The sequence below is a fragment of the Bradyrhizobium sp. USDA 3315 genome (genome assembly GCF_054056795.1).
Map to the genome: position 1 here is coordinate 8,918,645 of NZ_JBSRYP010000001.1, position 13,862 is coordinate 8,932,506.

At 63.5% G+C, this 13,862-nt stretch carries 13 protein-coding genes; 6 read left to right on the forward strand and 7 right to left on the reverse strand.

The window, feature by feature from the left end; genetic code table 11:
* The first annotated feature begins 48 nt into the window (after positions 1–48).
* Together ACVIYL_RS41620 and ACVIYL_RS41625 are read left to right on the forward strand one after the other, a co-directional pair.
* Positions 49–1,011, forward strand: coding sequence for a carbohydrate ABC transporter permease (locus tag ACVIYL_RS41620; protein WP_076824485.1), 963 nt, complete (start codon positions 49–51; stop codon positions 1,009–1,011).
* Entirely contained in the window at positions 1,008–1,832 is an 825-nt protein-coding gene (locus ACVIYL_RS41625; protein ID WP_456781339.1) for a carbohydrate ABC transporter permease, read from the forward strand. Before ACVIYL_RS41620 ends, ACVIYL_RS41625 begins: the two co-directional genes overlap by 4 nt.
* Before the next feature lie 36 nt (positions 1,833–1,868).
* On the opposite strand, the gene ACVIYL_RS41630 is transcribed toward ACVIYL_RS41625, so the two are convergent.
* The 3 genes from ACVIYL_RS41630 to ACVIYL_RS41640 all read right to left on the reverse strand — a co-directional run bounded on the left by ACVIYL_RS41630 (position 1,869) and on the right by ACVIYL_RS41640 (position 4,822).
* Positions 1,869–3,218, reverse strand: a complete 1,350-nt coding sequence (locus ACVIYL_RS41630; protein WP_253605578.1) for an IS701 family transposase — start codon at positions 3,216–3,218, stop codon at positions 1,869–1,871.
* Positions 3,219–3,427: 209 nt separating this feature from the next.
* Complete coding sequence (locus ACVIYL_RS41635) at positions 3,428–4,039, reverse strand: LOG family protein (protein ID WP_283063114.1); 612 nt, start codon at positions 4,037–4,039, stop codon at positions 3,428–3,430.
* A gap of 105 nt (positions 4,040–4,144) precedes the next feature.
* Positions 4,145–4,822: a cysteine hydrolase family protein gene (locus ACVIYL_RS41640; protein ID WP_456781340.1), complete on the reverse strand. Its 678-nt coding sequence runs from the start codon at positions 4,820–4,822 to the stop codon at positions 4,145–4,147.
* Between the two features lie 230 nt (positions 4,823–5,052).
* On the opposite strand from ACVIYL_RS41640, the gene ACVIYL_RS41645 reads away from it, so the two are divergent.
* Positions 5,053–6,066, forward strand: coding sequence for a formamidase (locus ACVIYL_RS41645; protein WP_028339439.1), 1,014 nt, complete (start codon positions 5,053–5,055; stop codon positions 6,064–6,066).
* 63 nt (positions 6,067–6,129) lie between these two features.
* On the opposite strand, the gene ACVIYL_RS41650 is transcribed toward ACVIYL_RS41645, so the two are convergent.
* The gene (locus ACVIYL_RS41650; protein WP_456781341.1) at positions 6,130–7,200 is read right to left on the reverse strand and encodes a YeiH family protein; all 1,071 of its coding nucleotides are present in this window, start codon (positions 7,198–7,200) and stop codon (positions 6,130–6,132) included.
* An 86-nt stretch (positions 7,201–7,286) separates the two neighbouring features.
* On the opposite strand from ACVIYL_RS41650, the gene ACVIYL_RS41655 reads away from it, so the two are divergent.
* Positions 7,287–8,258 carry a LysR substrate-binding domain-containing protein gene (locus ACVIYL_RS41655; protein WP_456781342.1) on the forward strand — a complete coding sequence of 324 codons (972 nt, stop codon included), beginning with the start codon at positions 7,287–7,289 and terminating at the stop codon, positions 8,256–8,258.
* On the opposite strand, the gene ACVIYL_RS41660 is transcribed toward ACVIYL_RS41655, so the two are convergent.
* The 3 genes from ACVIYL_RS41660 to ACVIYL_RS41670 all read right to left on the reverse strand — a co-directional run bounded on the left by ACVIYL_RS41660 (position 8,206) and on the right by ACVIYL_RS41670 (position 11,275).
* Entirely contained in the window at positions 8,206–8,427 is a 222-nt protein-coding gene (locus tag ACVIYL_RS41660) for a hypothetical protein (RefSeq protein WP_038377517.1), read from the reverse strand. The genes ACVIYL_RS41655 and ACVIYL_RS41660 overlap by 53 nt on opposite strands.
* Before the next feature lie 149 nt (positions 8,428–8,576).
* On the reverse strand, positions 8,577–9,815 hold the full coding sequence (locus ACVIYL_RS41665; protein WP_456781343.1) for an ATP-binding protein: 1,239 nt from the start codon (positions 9,813–9,815) through the stop codon (positions 8,577–8,579).
* Between the two features lie 200 nt (positions 9,816–10,015).
* Positions 10,016–11,275, reverse strand: coding sequence for an allantoate amidohydrolase (locus ACVIYL_RS41670; protein ID WP_456781344.1), 1,260 nt, complete (start codon positions 11,273–11,275; stop codon positions 10,016–10,018).
* A 371-nt stretch (positions 11,276–11,646) separates the two neighbouring features.
* Between ACVIYL_RS41670 and ACVIYL_RS41675 the strand changes: the two genes are divergently transcribed.
* Both ACVIYL_RS41675 and ACVIYL_RS41680 read left to right on the forward strand, forming a co-directional pair.
* Positions 11,647–12,756, forward strand: coding sequence for a BMP family ABC transporter substrate-binding protein (locus tag ACVIYL_RS41675; protein ID WP_057015255.1), 1,110 nt, complete (start codon positions 11,647–11,649; stop codon positions 12,754–12,756).
* Positions 12,753–13,862, forward strand: a complete 1,110-nt coding sequence (locus ACVIYL_RS41680) for an ABC transporter permease (protein ID WP_456781345.1) — start codon at positions 12,753–12,755, stop codon at positions 13,860–13,862. Before ACVIYL_RS41675 ends, ACVIYL_RS41680 begins: the two co-directional genes overlap by 4 nt.

Consider the following 13,862-nt stretch of genomic DNA (forward strand, 5'->3'; position numbering starts at 1 on the left):
GTGACACAGACTGAGCCGGCGGCGGCCAGCAAAGCGTTTTCAAGCGAAGTGGGTACCGGTTCGCGTGAAGAAAACGCGTCAAAGCAAGAGTCCAGAGCCGCAGGCTCTGGAGAGGCCGCCCCGGCGCGTGAATGGCGTCCGCCGTCGTACTGGCCGTTCGTGATCCCGGCGCTCGTCGTGGTGCTGGCGGTGATCATCTTTCCGTGGGTCTTCACGATCTGGATGAGCCTGCAGGAATGGAAGGTCGGCTCGCCGACCGTGTTCGTGGGGCTCGCGAACTATCTGCGGCTGCCGACCGATCCGCGCTTCGTCGAGGCGGTCGGGCACACGCTGTCCTATACAGCGCTGTCAGTGCTGTTGCCGCTGGTGTTCGGCACGCTGGCGGCGGTGGTATTCCATCAGAAATTCGCCGCGCGCGGTTTCCTGCGCGGCATCTTCATCATGCCGATGATGGCCACGCCGGTGGCGATCGCGCTGGTGTGGACCATGATGTTCCACCCGCAGCTTGGCGTCTTGAACTATCTGCTGTCGCTGGTCGGGCTGCCGCCGCAGCTCTGGGTGTTCAACCCGGCGACGGTGATCCCCTCGCTGGTGCTGGTCGAGACCTGGCAATGGACGCCGCTGGTGATGCTGATCGTGCTCGGCGGCCTCGCCGCGATCCCGACCGAACCCTACGAGAGCGCGCAGATCGACGGCGCCAATTTCTGGCAGGTGTTCCGCTTCATCACGTTGCCCTTGATCATGCCGTTTCTGTTCATCGCCGGCATGATCCGCATGATCGACGCGGTGAAAAGCTTCGACATCATCTTCGCGATCACCCAGGGCGGACCGGGCTCGGCGTCGGAGACCATCAACGTCTATCTCTACAGCGTCGCCTTCGTCTATTACGACCTCGGCTACGGCTCGGCGATCGCGGTGGTGTTCTTCCTCCTGATCGTGGCGCTGGCGGCACTGCTGCTTTACTTGCGCAAGCGCCTGCTGTGGACATCTGAACTCGGGGGCGAGGCATGAACCCGCGCCAGATTCTCGGGCGGATCGGGCTTTGGCTGTCGGTGTTCGTCATCGTCTCGCCGGCGATCCTGTTCTTCCTCTGGATGGCCTCGCTGTCGCTCAAATTCGAGATCGACAACGCCTCCTACCCGCCGGTGTTCTTTCCGGAGCATATCGCCTGGAAGAACTATGCCGACGTGTTCGCGTCCAACCGGTTCCTGACCTATTTCAGCAACAGCCTTGTGGTCACCGGCTGCGCCACGGGGCTTGCGATGCTGGTCGGCGTGCCCGCCGGCTACGGCATCGCGCGGATGGCGGCGCATAAATCGGCGATCGTGATCCTGATCGCGCGCATCACGCCGGGCCTGTCGTATCTGATCCCGTTGTTCCTGCTGTTCCAGTGGCTCGGCCTGCTCGGCACGCTGGTGCCGCAGATCATCATCCATCTCGTGGTCACGGTGCCGATCGTGATCTGGATCATGATCGGCTATTTCGAGACCACGCCGCTGGAGCTGGAGGAAGCTGCGCTGATCGACGGCGCGACGCGCTGGCAGGTGTTCCGCCATGTCGCGCTGCCGATCGCCAAGCCCGGCCTTGCGGTCGCCTTCATCCTCGCGGTGATCTTCTCCTGGAATAATTTCGTGTTCGGCATCGTGCTGGCCGGGCGTGAGACCCGCACGCTGCCGGTCGCGGTCTACAACATGATCTCGTTCGATCAGCTGAGCTGGGGCCCGCTCGCCGGCGCCGCGCTGATCGTGACCGCGCCGGTGCTGCTGCTCACCGTGATGGCGCAGCGGCAGATCGTGGCGGGACTGACGGCGGGTGCGGTGAAAGGCGGCTAGCACTACTTTGGCAGATTGTGTTTTCGCCGCTGTTTTTCACGGATCTGCTTTCGGCAATATGGGCACTGCTGAGACGGCGGCCGAAGGATGAGATCGACGATGGCGTGACGTACGGCTGGCATGGTTGGCTGAGGCGGAGGCCCGTTGATTCTTTTTTTTCCGCCCCGCGTATGCGAGGCGACGATGTTGCAGGAAGGCGTAGGCAATCATTGTCATCAAGGCGTGGCGATGAAGACCTTGCCATGATCGCCCTTCGAAGTGATCAAGTCCAAGTTCCTCCTTCAACTGCTGATGCGCCTGCTCACAAATCCACCGTGCCTTGATGGTGGCGGCCAGCGTGCGCAGATCCGTCGCCGCCGGAAGGTTGGCCAGATAGTATTTCTTCTCCCCGGACGCACGTTGCTCGCCAATGAGCCAGGCTTCGTCGCCTGGGAGATGCTGCTGACCTTTATCCCATATCCGCTGCGGAGGGCCGTCGGCGGTCCGGACACGGAGAGCAGCAAATTGGGCTTTAAGCCGACCTTTCGTCCCGCTACGCCAACTCACGGTTTTCCATTTGGCGCTGGCGAGCATTTGTTCTGCGGCAATCGATAAGATATCGGGCACGTGGTGCTTTCGTGGTTTTCCGCGGACTTTGGTAATCGGCCAAATGAGCTTCACATCGACCGGATACACTTTCTGGTGCCGAGGGATGCCGACAGCCCAGGTCAGCCCGCGCTCTGTTAGCCCTTGTCGAAACGGTGCGCTGAGGCCGTATCCTGCATCCGCCAGCACACATCCAAAGCGCACGTTGGCTGCCATCGCGCGGTCAATCTCGGCTAGAGCAATCTCGGGCTTGGACCGTGCCGTTCGATGTTCGACTGGCACGCGAGCGCGCTTCAAACGAGATATGTCGCTTGTCCAACTGTCAGGCAGAAAGAGACGTAACGCGACCATCACGGGCACTTCGCCGCGAGCAAGCGTCAAAGACACCAGCGTTTGGCAATTTGCCGTTTTACCGAGAGCCGACGCGTATTGAGCCGCAACACCGACCGAGCGCTCACCCTTCTTGGGAAGTGAGGTGTCATCAATAACCAGCACCGCATCCCTGCCGCCGACAAGTCGGTCCGCCTGGTTGAGCAGCTCTGTCTCCAGCGGCGTCGCGTCCCAGACACCGTCCGCAATGAAATGGTGCAACTGGTCGTAGTTGCTCGTGGCAAGGCGTTCCGCCATCGGCTGAACGCTCTTGCGATCGCCCGGACCGATCAATCCCGCAACATACAGAGGACACATCCGCTGCCGGGTCTTATGACCCAGCCGGTCCAAGAACGGCATCAGCCAGCGTTCGAGTTCGTCTTCCCATCCGGGCATGGTCAGCCCTCCCAGAGCCGACCACCCATGAATCATTGAAAAATTGATTCGGGAATCCTATAAAACGCGGCAAAATCAACAATCTGCCAAAGTAGTGCTAGAGCGCGTACTCGTAAATCCGCCTGCCGAATGACGCCTGCATTACCGTCAGAAGCGGACAAACGAAACGCGCTCGGTCATGTCGGCTGAGGCCAATAGCGGAAGCCGATGGCACCCGGCCCCATTAAGTCTGAGGACACTGAAATCTACATCTTGTCGATGATCGACGAACCACCGACTTCGGACGCGCTCTCTTTAGCAGCGGCCGCGACAATCGCGGGGATTACGTCCTCGGCACGATCAACGATAATGGGTTGAAGCAGGTGGTCTCTATGAAGGAAACCTGCGCTGCGTATGTGGTCCAGCATTGCCATCATCGGCGCCCAAAACCCTTTGATGTTCACCAGGACCATCGGCTTACGGTGCTGCCCAAGCTGGGCCCAAGTCATGATTTCCACGATTTCCTCGACGGTACCGATGCCACCCGGAAGTGCCACGAAGGCATCAGAACGCTCGAACATTCTGTGTTTGCGCTCGTGCATGGTGTCTGTGATCGTCAAGTCTTCGAACATCTTGAGCGCATCAGTCGTCGTTTCCCAGTTTGTGAGAAATCTCGGAATGATCGCGCCGACCTTGCCGCCGTTATTCAGTGTGCCGCGAGCGACCGCGCCCATCACACCATGGGTTCCGCCGCCGTAGATCAGCGTCAATCCCGATGCGGCAAGAGCGTGTCCCAATCGTTCGCCTGCCTCGACGTAGGCAACGTCGTGACCGGGCGAGGAGCCGCAATAGACGCAGACTGCTTTGATCGTGCTCATGTGGAGGATAAACGCGATGCACGGCCATAGCGTCAAGCTTGTTGTGCACGCCAGAGTCCGCTTTGGGTCACAAAGGCGATATCCCTGACGCGTCCCCTCGCCCCTCTAGCCAGCGAGAGCCAGCAGCACCGCAGCTGAATCGGTGACCCAACCAAAAATGCCGCCCTGGGCCTTGATCATCTTCAGGCCCATCTCGTGGAATTCCGGGAAGTAGGACGCGCAGCCGTCTGATATCACGACGCAGCGGTAGCCGCGGTCGTTGGCCTCGCGCACCGTGGTGTTGACGCAGACCTCGGTGGTGACGCCGCAGACCAGCAGATTCTCGATGCCGTACTTTTGCAGGATGTCGCCGAATTCGGTGGCGTAGAACGCGCCCTTGCCGGGCTTGTCGATCACGATCTCGCTGTCGAGGGGATAGAGCTCCGGAATGATGTCGTGCCCCGCCTCGCCGCGGATCAGGATTCGTCCCATCGGTCCGGGATCGCCGATCCGCAAGCGAGGCGCACCGCGCTCGAGCTTCGCCGGCGGCGCGTCGGAGAGATCGGGCAGATGGCCCTCGCGGGTGTGGACCACGAGCAGCCCGGCGTCGCGCACCGCCGCGAGCACCGCGACGATCGGCTTCACCGCGCGGGCGAGCCGGCTGACGTCATTGCCGAGCGTCTCGCCGAAGCCCCCTCGCTCCATGAAATCGCGCTGCATGTCGATGATGACGAGCGCGGTCCTGCTCCAGTCGAGCGTGATCGGCTCCGGCTCCGCCGCGATTGTCCCGCTTGAATTCGCCATGACGCACGCCCCGAATGCGAGAAAACCCGCATTTGATTAAGCAAAGCAAACCGCGTGCCATTGCGCAATGATGTCGCGCATCGCGGCGATCCCGATCAGCATGCGACCGTACGCTGCATTTGCGCATTCTGCGCTCTTGCTGGCATGATCGTTGCTAGCTGGGAGCCCGACCGAACGAAGATCATCGTTCGCGAAATGACAGCCCATTTCAAACAGGCGGGAGGACAGGCATGAATGGACTTGGCGGTCTCAACAAATCACCAAATGGCGTGGTGATCGGACTGGTTCAGCTGCAGTTGCCTGTGGTTGCGACAAGGTCCGACTTGGCACGGCAGACGGAGCGCATCGTATGGATGGTCGGCAAGGCGCGGCGTAACCTCGGAACCATGGACCTCGTCGTGTTCCCCGAATATTCGCTGCACGGCCTCTCGATGGATACCAATCCGGAGATCATGTGCCGGCTCGACGGGCCTGAAGTCGCGGCTTTCAAGCGGGCCTGCATCGAGAACAAGATCTGGGGCTGCTTCTCCATCATGGAGTTCAACCCGCATGGTAACCCCTATAATTCAGGGCTGATCATCGACGATCACGGCGATATCAAGCTGTACTACCGCAAATTCCATCCCTGGATTCCGGTCGAGCCGTGGGAGCCCGGCAACATCGGCATTCCCGTGATCGATGGACCGAAAGGCGCGAAGATCGCGCTGATCATCTGCCATGACGGCATGTTCCCGGAAATGGCCCGCGAATGCGCCTACAAGGGCGCGGAGATCATGATCCGCACCGCAGGCTACACCGCGCCGATCCGCGACAGCTGGCGCTTCACCAACCAGGCCAACGCGTTCCAGAACCTGATGGTGACGGCCAATGTCTGCATGTGCGGCTCGGACGGGTCGTTCGACTCGATGGGCGAAGGCATGATCGTCAATTTCGACGGCAGCATCATCGCGCACGGGACCACGGGGCGGGCCGACGAGATCATCACCGCCGAGGTGCGGCCCGACCTCGTGCGCGAGGCGCGGATCAACTGGGGCGTCGAGAACAACATCTATCAGCTCTGGCACCGCGGCTATGTCGCGGTGAAGGGCGGTGCGATGGATTGCCCCTACACGTTCATGCAGGACATGGTGTCCGGCCGCTTCCGCCTGCCTTGGGAAGATCAGGTCAAGATCACCGACGGCACGTCCTGCGGCTTTCCCGCACCGACACGGATGTTCGGCAAGACCGCGAAGGCCGCCGAGTAGCCGGCCCTTTGATGTGAGCATGATCTCTTCGGAAAACCGCTCCACACTTTTCCGGATCATGCTCTACTTGAAGAAGTGCACGAGGCCGATGCTCAAGCCCAGCAGCAGCATCAGCGACAGCGTGACGGCGGCCGTCACCCGGCCGCCGACCGTCGAGAGCACCCGCACATCGACGCCGAGCCCGAGGGCCGCCATCGACACGACGGTGAGGATCGCCGCCGTCTTGGTCACCGGCGCGATCGCGATGTCAGGCACGAGCTGGAACGAGCGCAGCGCGGCCAGCGCCAGGAAGCCGATGATGAACCAGGGCACCAGCTTGAACGGGCTGATCGAGGCGGCCTTCGAGGTGCCCTCCCTGGCGGCGCCGGCCTTGCGCCGCCGCGCCACCAGCAGCGAGAGGCCGATCACGATCGGGCCCAGCATCAACACCCGCACCAGCTTGACCAGCGTGCCGATCTGGGTCGAGACGATGCCGGCCGGCACGGTCGCGGCCAGCACCTGCGGCACGGCATAGACGGTGAGGCCAGCGAGGATGCCGTATTGCGTCGCCGTCAGCTTCAGCAGTGGGATCAGCAGCGGCAGGCCGAGCACCATCAGCACACCGAGAATGGCGGTGAACGAGATCGACGAGGCGATGTCGTCGCCATCGGCCTCGATCACCGGCGCAACCGCCGCGATCGCCGAGTTGCCGCAGATCGAATTGCCGCAGGCGATCAGGATCGCGAGTTTGGTCTTGAGCCCGAGCATCCGGCTGAGGCCATAGCTCACCGCCAGCATGATCACGACGGTCACCGCGATGGCGCCGATCAGCAGCCCGCCCGACGCCACGATCGCGGCAAAGCTGATGGAGGCGCCGAGCAGCATCACCGCGACCTCGAGCAGCTGCTTGGCGCTGAAGGCAATGCCCGAGCGCCAGCGCGCCGACGGCTCCCAGGCGGTGCGCACCGCCATGCCGAGCAGGATCGCCACGACGAGGGCCTCGATATAGGGATGGTCGAAAGCGCGCTCCTCGGCGGCCTGGATGCCGAGCGAGATGACCGTGACGACCCCACAGAGCAGAATCCCCGGAATGAGCTGGAATATGCGCCTCGGCGCCCCCTGCTTCTGCCCCTGGTCTTGTTCTTGTTCCGGCACAAAATCCTCTTTTCGGAGAAGATTTTATGCGCCATGGCACCCCTCTTGGCTAATATATTTTCGGACTGCCCCGATAGAGAGAAGTTATGTCCCTCAACCTGCATCTGCTCCGCCTGTTCGCGGCCGTGGCGAGGACCGGAAGTTTCTCCCGCGCCGCCGACCTCCTGCACATCAGCCAGCCGGCGATCTCCAAGGGCGTGCGGGATTTCGAGCTGCAGGTCGGCTGCCGGCTGCTCGACCGCACGCCGAAGGGGGTGCGGCCGACCCGGGAGGGCGCGGCGCTGGCGCGGCATGCCGAGACGCTGTTCGCGGCCGAACGCGCCGCCGAGGACGAATTGCAGGCGCTGCGCAATCTCGACAGCGGCTCGCTGCGGATCGGCGCCAGCACCACGATCGCGACCTACATGATCCCGGAATATCTCGGCGTGTACCACCGCGCCTTTCCCGGCATCGATCTGCATGTCGTCAGCGCCAACACCAGTGACATCGCCGCGCTGATGCTGGGACACGAGATCGAGATCGCGCTGGTCGAGGGGCCGGTCGAGGACGAGAATTTGGTCAGCGAAGCCTGGCGTACCGACGTGATGGCGCTGATTGCGGGTCCGGATCATCGCTTCGCAGCGGTCCAGGGGCCGATCGACATCCGGTCGCTGAACGACGAGATCCTGATCGTGCGGGAACCCGGCTCAGGCACGCGCGAGGTGGTCGCGCAGGCGCTGGCGGCCCACCACGTCGAGCCGCAGCGGACGCTCGAGATCGGCAGCACCGAGGCGATCAAGCAGGCGGTGGCATCAGGCGTCGGCGTCGCCATCGTGTCGATCGCAACGATCGACGATCAAGTGAAGCTCGGAAAGCTGAAGGTGATCCCGATCAAGGGCATCCATATCGAGCGCACGCTCTGGCAACTGAAATCGCCCGGCCGGCTCGAGGTGCCAACGGCGGTCGCGTTCGAGGGGATCATTCGGGAGGCGCAAAGGGCCAGGACGGCGCCGCGCGGACCTGCGGCTAGAGCGCGGCGAACAGACCCTGCGCCCAGGCAACGGCATGCTCGAAGCTGAACACGCCGGGCTCGAAATAGACGGCCCGTGCCAGCACGATGCCGACCACCAGCACCCAGAACACGCTGGTGCCCGCGGTCTTCAGCCATTTCGACACGCCCTCGCTCGCGATCGAAGGATCGACCGCGGGGACCGGCTCGCCGAAGGGATCGAATGCGGATTGGCTCATCGTCGTAACCATCAGGAATACCCTAAGAATGTCGCGACGACGGGGGCAGAAGCAAGGGTAGTGGAATGCCTTTTGCGGCGGTTACTTGGAAGGACGTTTTCCGGTCCGAAAGCCGGGGAGCATTTCCTTCTCGGCCTCCCCTGTAACCATCAACCATCGGTCACGCGCTGCGGCGCCACGCGTGGCAGCGTGATCCGCATGCGTGTCCCCATGCCCGGTGCACTGTCGAGATGGAGCTCTCCGCCCAGCCGGTTCGTGACGATGTTATGAACGATGTGGAGACCGAGCCCGATGCGGCCGATGTCGCGGCGCGTGGTGAAGAATGGATCGAAGGCCTGCCGCAGCACGTCGTCGTCCATCCCGCAACCGTTGTCGGCGAACAGGATCTCGACCTGGTCCGCGCCTGAGGCGCGCAGCCGGATCGCGATGATGCCGCCCTTGCCATCCGGAAACGCATGCGCCACCGAATTGACGAACAGGTTGGTCAGCACCTGGCCGTAGGGGCCGGGGTAACTGTTCATGGCAAGACCGGGCGGGCAATCAACCTCGAGCGCCAGGTTGTTCTTCGGCAAGGCCGGACGCAGGTTCGAGAGGACCTGCTCGGTCGCCGCGCCGAGATCGAACTGGCTCCGATCGAAATAGCTGCGATCGACGGCGACCTGCTTGAACGACTGCACCAGGTCCGCCGCGCGCTTGAGGTTGCCGACCAGCAGCGACGAGGCGCTTTCGACGACCTCGATGAAATCGCTCAGGCTGGATCGCTTCAGCTTGCCGCGCGCGGCCTCGGCAGCGAAGTCGGCGCATTTCTGCTCCAGCACCGAGGCGACGGTGAGACTGGTGCCGACCGGACTGTTGATCTCGTGCGCGACGCCGGCCACCAGCCGGCCCAGCGCCGCGAGCTTTTCCGCCTCGATCAGCGACGCCTGGGTCTCCTGCAGATGGTGCAACGCCTTCTCGGCTGCATCGCGCGCGGCGCGGATCTCGCGTTCGCTGCGCTTGCGATCGGTGATTTCCTCGGCCGCAACGTTGACGCCGACGATGCTCCCGTTCGGTTCGCGCTGCGGATGCCAATGCGTGATCCAGCATCGCTCGTCATTGTGGCCGGGGCGCTGGCCGTAAACCTCCACGTCGGTGACGGGCTCTCCGGTCTCCATGATCGACTGAACGATACCTTCGACGGCCGAAGCCAGTGCGGGCACGCAATCGTGCACCGTACGCCCGAGGTGACCTTCGACCGAAATGCCGCAGATTTCGGTGAGACGCTGGTTGATCTGAAGGTAACGGCAATCCGGAGAGAGGTAGGCGAGCCCGATCGGCGCAGTGTCATAGATCAGCTGCAGCGCCGGTTGCTTTGGGAACTGAACGTCCTGGACGACGGACGACCTCATGTCCACTACCCCCCGTTGCACCAAGTCTAGCGCTTCACGCCCGGCCCGCAAATAGGCCAGCTGAGCCGGAAACGGTGGTCTGATCTGTCCGGATCATGCACGGGCGGAGCCGGCAGCGACCCCTGGACCGGTGCCTGCGGCGTGCTGACGCAACGTGGACAGCAAGCGCTCCTCAGCGAAGGCCTGCGAAGCGCGCAATTTTAGCTATTCACGGCAACGTGCGGACCAAAATTCTCGACGAAGCGCAGCAGCACCCGCGCGCCGGTGTCGGCATCGGCGAGTTCGACATGCTCGGCCGGATTGTGGCTGATCCCGCAGCGGCAGCGCACGAAGATCATGCCGATATCGGCGACATCCACCATCGCCATGCCGTCATGCCCCGCCCCGCTCGGCAGCTCGAACACTGCATGGCCCTCGGCCGCGACCGCCTCGGCGATCTGCGTCTTGAGCCACGGCGCGCAGGGCACGCTGCGGTTCTCGTGGGTGACGTCGATCTGCAAGGCAAGGTCGCGGCGTTTTGCGATCGCCTCGATCTGCCGCACGATGTCGGCGACGGCGCGCTTGCGATGCATGTCGTTCTGCGAGCGGATATCCATGGTGAAGGACACCTTGCCCGGGATCACATTGGTGGCGCCCGGCATCGCGTTGACATAGCCGACGGTGCCGACGAGGCCTTGTTCGTCGGACCTGCAAAACTGCTCGATCGCAACGATGCATTCGGCAGCACCCGCCAGCGCATCGCGCCGCAGCTTCATCGGCACCGTGCCGGCATGGCCGGCGACGCCGGTGAGACTGGCCGCAAGCCTTGTCGCCCCTGAAATCGCGGTGACGACGCCGACCGGCAGCGCCTTCTCTTCCAGCACGGGACCCTGCTCGATGTGCAGCTCGACATAACCGAGCAGCTCGCGGCGGGCGCGCGCCGCCTTGCCGATATGATCGGGATCGAGCCCGAATTGAAGCAGCGCATCGCGCATCGACGTCCCGGTGCGGTCGCGCGTGTTGAGCACGCTCTCGTCGAAGGTGCCGGCGACCGCGCGGCTGCCGAGCAGGGTCGAGGCGAAGCGCACGCCCTCCTCGTCCGCAAAGCCCACGATCTCGATCGCGAACGGCAGCCGCCTGCCGCGCCGGTTCAGATCGGCAACGCAGGCGATTGCGGTGATGACGCCGAGCGGGCCATCCCATCTGCCGGCGTCGCGCACGGTGTCGTAGTGCGAGCCGAGCATCAGCGCCGGCAAGCCCGGCTGCTCGCCTTCGTAGCGGCCGCAGACATTGCCGATCGCATCGAGATGCGCGCTCATGCCGGCCTCGCGCATCCAGGACAGGATGAGATCGGCCGTCTTGCGGTGCTCGTCGGTGAGGAAGATTCGCGCCAGATGCTCCGGCGTCTCGGAGATCGTCGCGAGCTGATTGATCCGCGCGACGATCTCGTCGCCAAGCGAAGACGGTTTTGTCTCGTTCATGGTGTTTCCCATCAGTCCAACGCGGCCGCCGGAGCCCGCTTCACTCGTAGCAGGCCCGATCCGATTCACCAGCCGGCAATTGGCGTCGTGCGCAGGCCGAGACCGGGCTCGCACCGGTCGTCCAGCGGTTAGCGACTGCTTAACGGCATTGCATACAACAGCGATCGATCGCTCATAAAATAGGCAAATCGATCTCAATCAGCTTCCGAGCTTTCTGGGGCCAATCACCATTCTCACATACATTCAATCATTTACGAAGGACTGATCGCCAAACATGCTCTGGCATGAAGCTTGCGACACTTTCCCCAAGCTCCGCCGTCAGGCGGCTGCGACAGGGACAGGCGGGCCGGACCCGCCGGAGGGAGCGAGCGATGGATTTTGGCAGGATTTCAAGAAGGCATTTATTGCAGGGCAGCGCCGCACTGGCGCTCGGCAGCACGCTCGGCATTCGGGGCGCGGCGGCAGCGGAAACCACGATCGGCTTCATCTATGTCGGGTCGCGCGACGACTACGGCTACAACCAGGCGCACGCGCAAGGAGCCGCGGCGGTGAAGAAGCTTCCCGGCATCAAGGTCGTCGAGGAAGAGAAGGTGCCGGAGACCGATGCGGTCGAGAAGACGATCGAGTCCATGATCAATCTCGACGGCGCCACGCTCATGTTCCCGACCTCGTTCGGCTACTACAACCCGCACGTCCTCAAGATGGCAGGCAAGTTTCCAAAACTGCGCTTCGAGCACTGCGGCGGCCTGTGGTCCGACAAGGACCCGAAGAACGCCGGCAGCTATTTCGGCTATATCGACGAGGCGCAATACATCTCCGGCATCGTGGCCGGCTATTCGACCAAGAGCGGCAAGCTCGGCTTCGTCGCCGCCAAGCCGATCCCGCAGGTGCTGCGCAACATCAACGCGTTCACGCTCGGCGCCCGGCTCGCCAATCCGAAGGCGACCACCCAGGTGATCTTCACCGGCGACTGGTCGATGCCGGTCAAGGAAGCCGAGGCTACCAACAGCCTGATCGACCAGGGCGTCGACGTGCTGACCTGCCATGTCGACGGACCAAAGACGATGGTCGAGAACGCCGCGCGCCGCGGCGCTCTCGTATGCGGCTATCACGTCAACCAGTCGCCGCTGGCGCCGAAGGCCTATCTCACCGGCGCCGAGTGGAATTGGGAGGCGCTCTACCCGAAATTCGTCAAGATGATCACCGCCGGCGAAGCGATCCCGAACTTCTATCGCGGCGGCCTCAAGGAAGAGATCGTCAAGGTGTCGCCCTATGGCGAGATGGTGTCCGCCGAGGCGCGCAAGCACGCCGACGACGTCAAGGCCAAGTTCATGGCCGGCGAGTTTACGATCTTCAAGGGCCCGCTCGTCGACAACAAGGGCAAGACGGTGATCGCTTCCGGCACCGATCGCGGCCAGCAGGATCCCGAACTCGAGAAGATGGACTATCTCGTCGAGGGCGTGATCGGAGCCACCGCGTGACGACCGAGACGGCGGAATCGGTGGAGGCGGCCGGAATCGCTCCGGCCGCCGATCCCGGATTCCTCCAGCGCCACGGCGCGCGCATCGAATACATCCTGATCCCGGGCGCGGCGCTGGTCGGCGCGCTCGCGGTGTTCGGCGGCTTTGTCGCGCTCCACGGCAAGAACCCGCTCGATCTGTATTTCTACATGTATTACGGCGCGTTCGGCACCGCCTTCTCCTGGCAGAACACGCTGACCCGCGCCGCGCCGTTGATCCTGACCGCGCTGTGCACGGCGCTGCCGGCGCAGCTCGGCATGGTGATCATCGGCGGCGAAGGCGCGTTGTTGATCGGCGCGCTGTCGGCGACCGCGGCGGCGCTGGCGCTGCAGGGCGCGGCGCCGATCGTGGTGCAGATCGCGATGGTGATCGCGGGCATGATCGGCGGCGGCCTCTGGATCACGCTGTCGGGCGGCCTGCGGCAATATCGCGGGGTCAACGAGACGATCTCGAGCCTGCTGCTGGTCTATATCGCGCTTGCCATCCTCAACCATCTGGTCGAGGGCCCGATGCGCGATCCGGCGAGCCTCAACAAGCCGTCGACGCGCGAGATCGGCGCCGCCAACATGATCGGCACCATTCCCGGCACCGACGTGCATTGGGGCCTAGTGTTCGGCCTCGTCGCCGCCATCGCCGCCTACATCCTGATCTATCACACCACCTTCGGCTTCGCTGCGCGCGTCGCCGGCGGCAACATCCGCGCCGCCAAGATCGTCGGCCTCAGTGTCGGCAAGCTGATCCTGACCGTGTGCTTCCTCGCCGGCAGCTGCGCCGGGCTGGCCGGCATGATCGAGGTAGCGGCCGTGCAGGGCCGCACCAATGCCAATCTTGCGGCGGGCTACGGCTTCACCGGCATCTTGGTTGCGTTCCTGGCGCGGCAGAATCCGCTGGCGATCATTCCGGTGGCGATCCTGCTCGGCGGCATCTCGGCCTCCGGCGGCCTGTTGCAACGCCGGCTCGGCCTGCCCGACGCCTCCGTGCTGGTGCTGCAAGGCATCATCTTCGTGTTCGTGCTGGCCAGCGACGCGCTCTACGGGCGCATCGGCTTCCTGAGGGGAAAGTCCTGA

What these genes read in the sequence shown, in the direction of transcription:
- ACVIYL_RS41675 (WP_057015255.1), top strand. Translation starts at nt 11,647, where the DNA reads ATGGATTTTGGCAGGATTTCAAGAAGGCATTTATTGCAGGGCAGCGCC.
- ACVIYL_RS41670 (WP_456781344.1), bottom strand. Translation starts at nt 11,275, where the DNA reads ATGAACGAGACAAAACCGTCTTCGCTTGGCGACGAGATCGTCGCGCGG.
- ACVIYL_RS41635 (WP_283063114.1), bottom strand. Translation starts at nt 4,039, where the DNA reads ATGAGCACGATCAAAGCAGTCTGCGTCTATTGCGGCTCCTCGCCCGGT.
- ACVIYL_RS41640 (WP_456781340.1), bottom strand. Translation starts at nt 4,822, where the DNA reads ATGGCGAATTCAAGCGGGACAATCGCGGCGGAGCCGGAGCCGATCACG.
- ACVIYL_RS41665 (WP_456781343.1), bottom strand. Translation starts at nt 9,815, where the DNA reads ATGAGGTCGTCCGTCGTCCAGGACGTTCAGTTCCCAAAGCAACCGGCG.
- ACVIYL_RS41630 (WP_253605578.1), bottom strand. Translation starts at nt 3,218, where the DNA reads ATGATTCATGGGTGGTCGGCTCTGGGAGGGCTGACCATGCCCGGATGG.
- ACVIYL_RS41660 (WP_038377517.1), bottom strand. Translation starts at nt 8,427, where the DNA reads ATGAGCCAATCCGCATTCGATCCCTTCGGCGAGCCGGTCCCCGCGGTC.
- ACVIYL_RS41655 (WP_456781342.1), top strand. Translation starts at nt 7,287, where the DNA reads ATGTCCCTCAACCTGCATCTGCTCCGCCTGTTCGCGGCCGTGGCGAGG.
- ACVIYL_RS41625 (WP_456781339.1), top strand. Translation starts at nt 1,008, where the DNA reads ATGAACCCGCGCCAGATTCTCGGGCGGATCGGGCTTTGGCTGTCGGTG.
- ACVIYL_RS41645 (WP_028339439.1), top strand. Translation starts at nt 5,053, where the DNA reads ATGAATGGACTTGGCGGTCTCAACAAATCACCAAATGGCGTGGTGATC.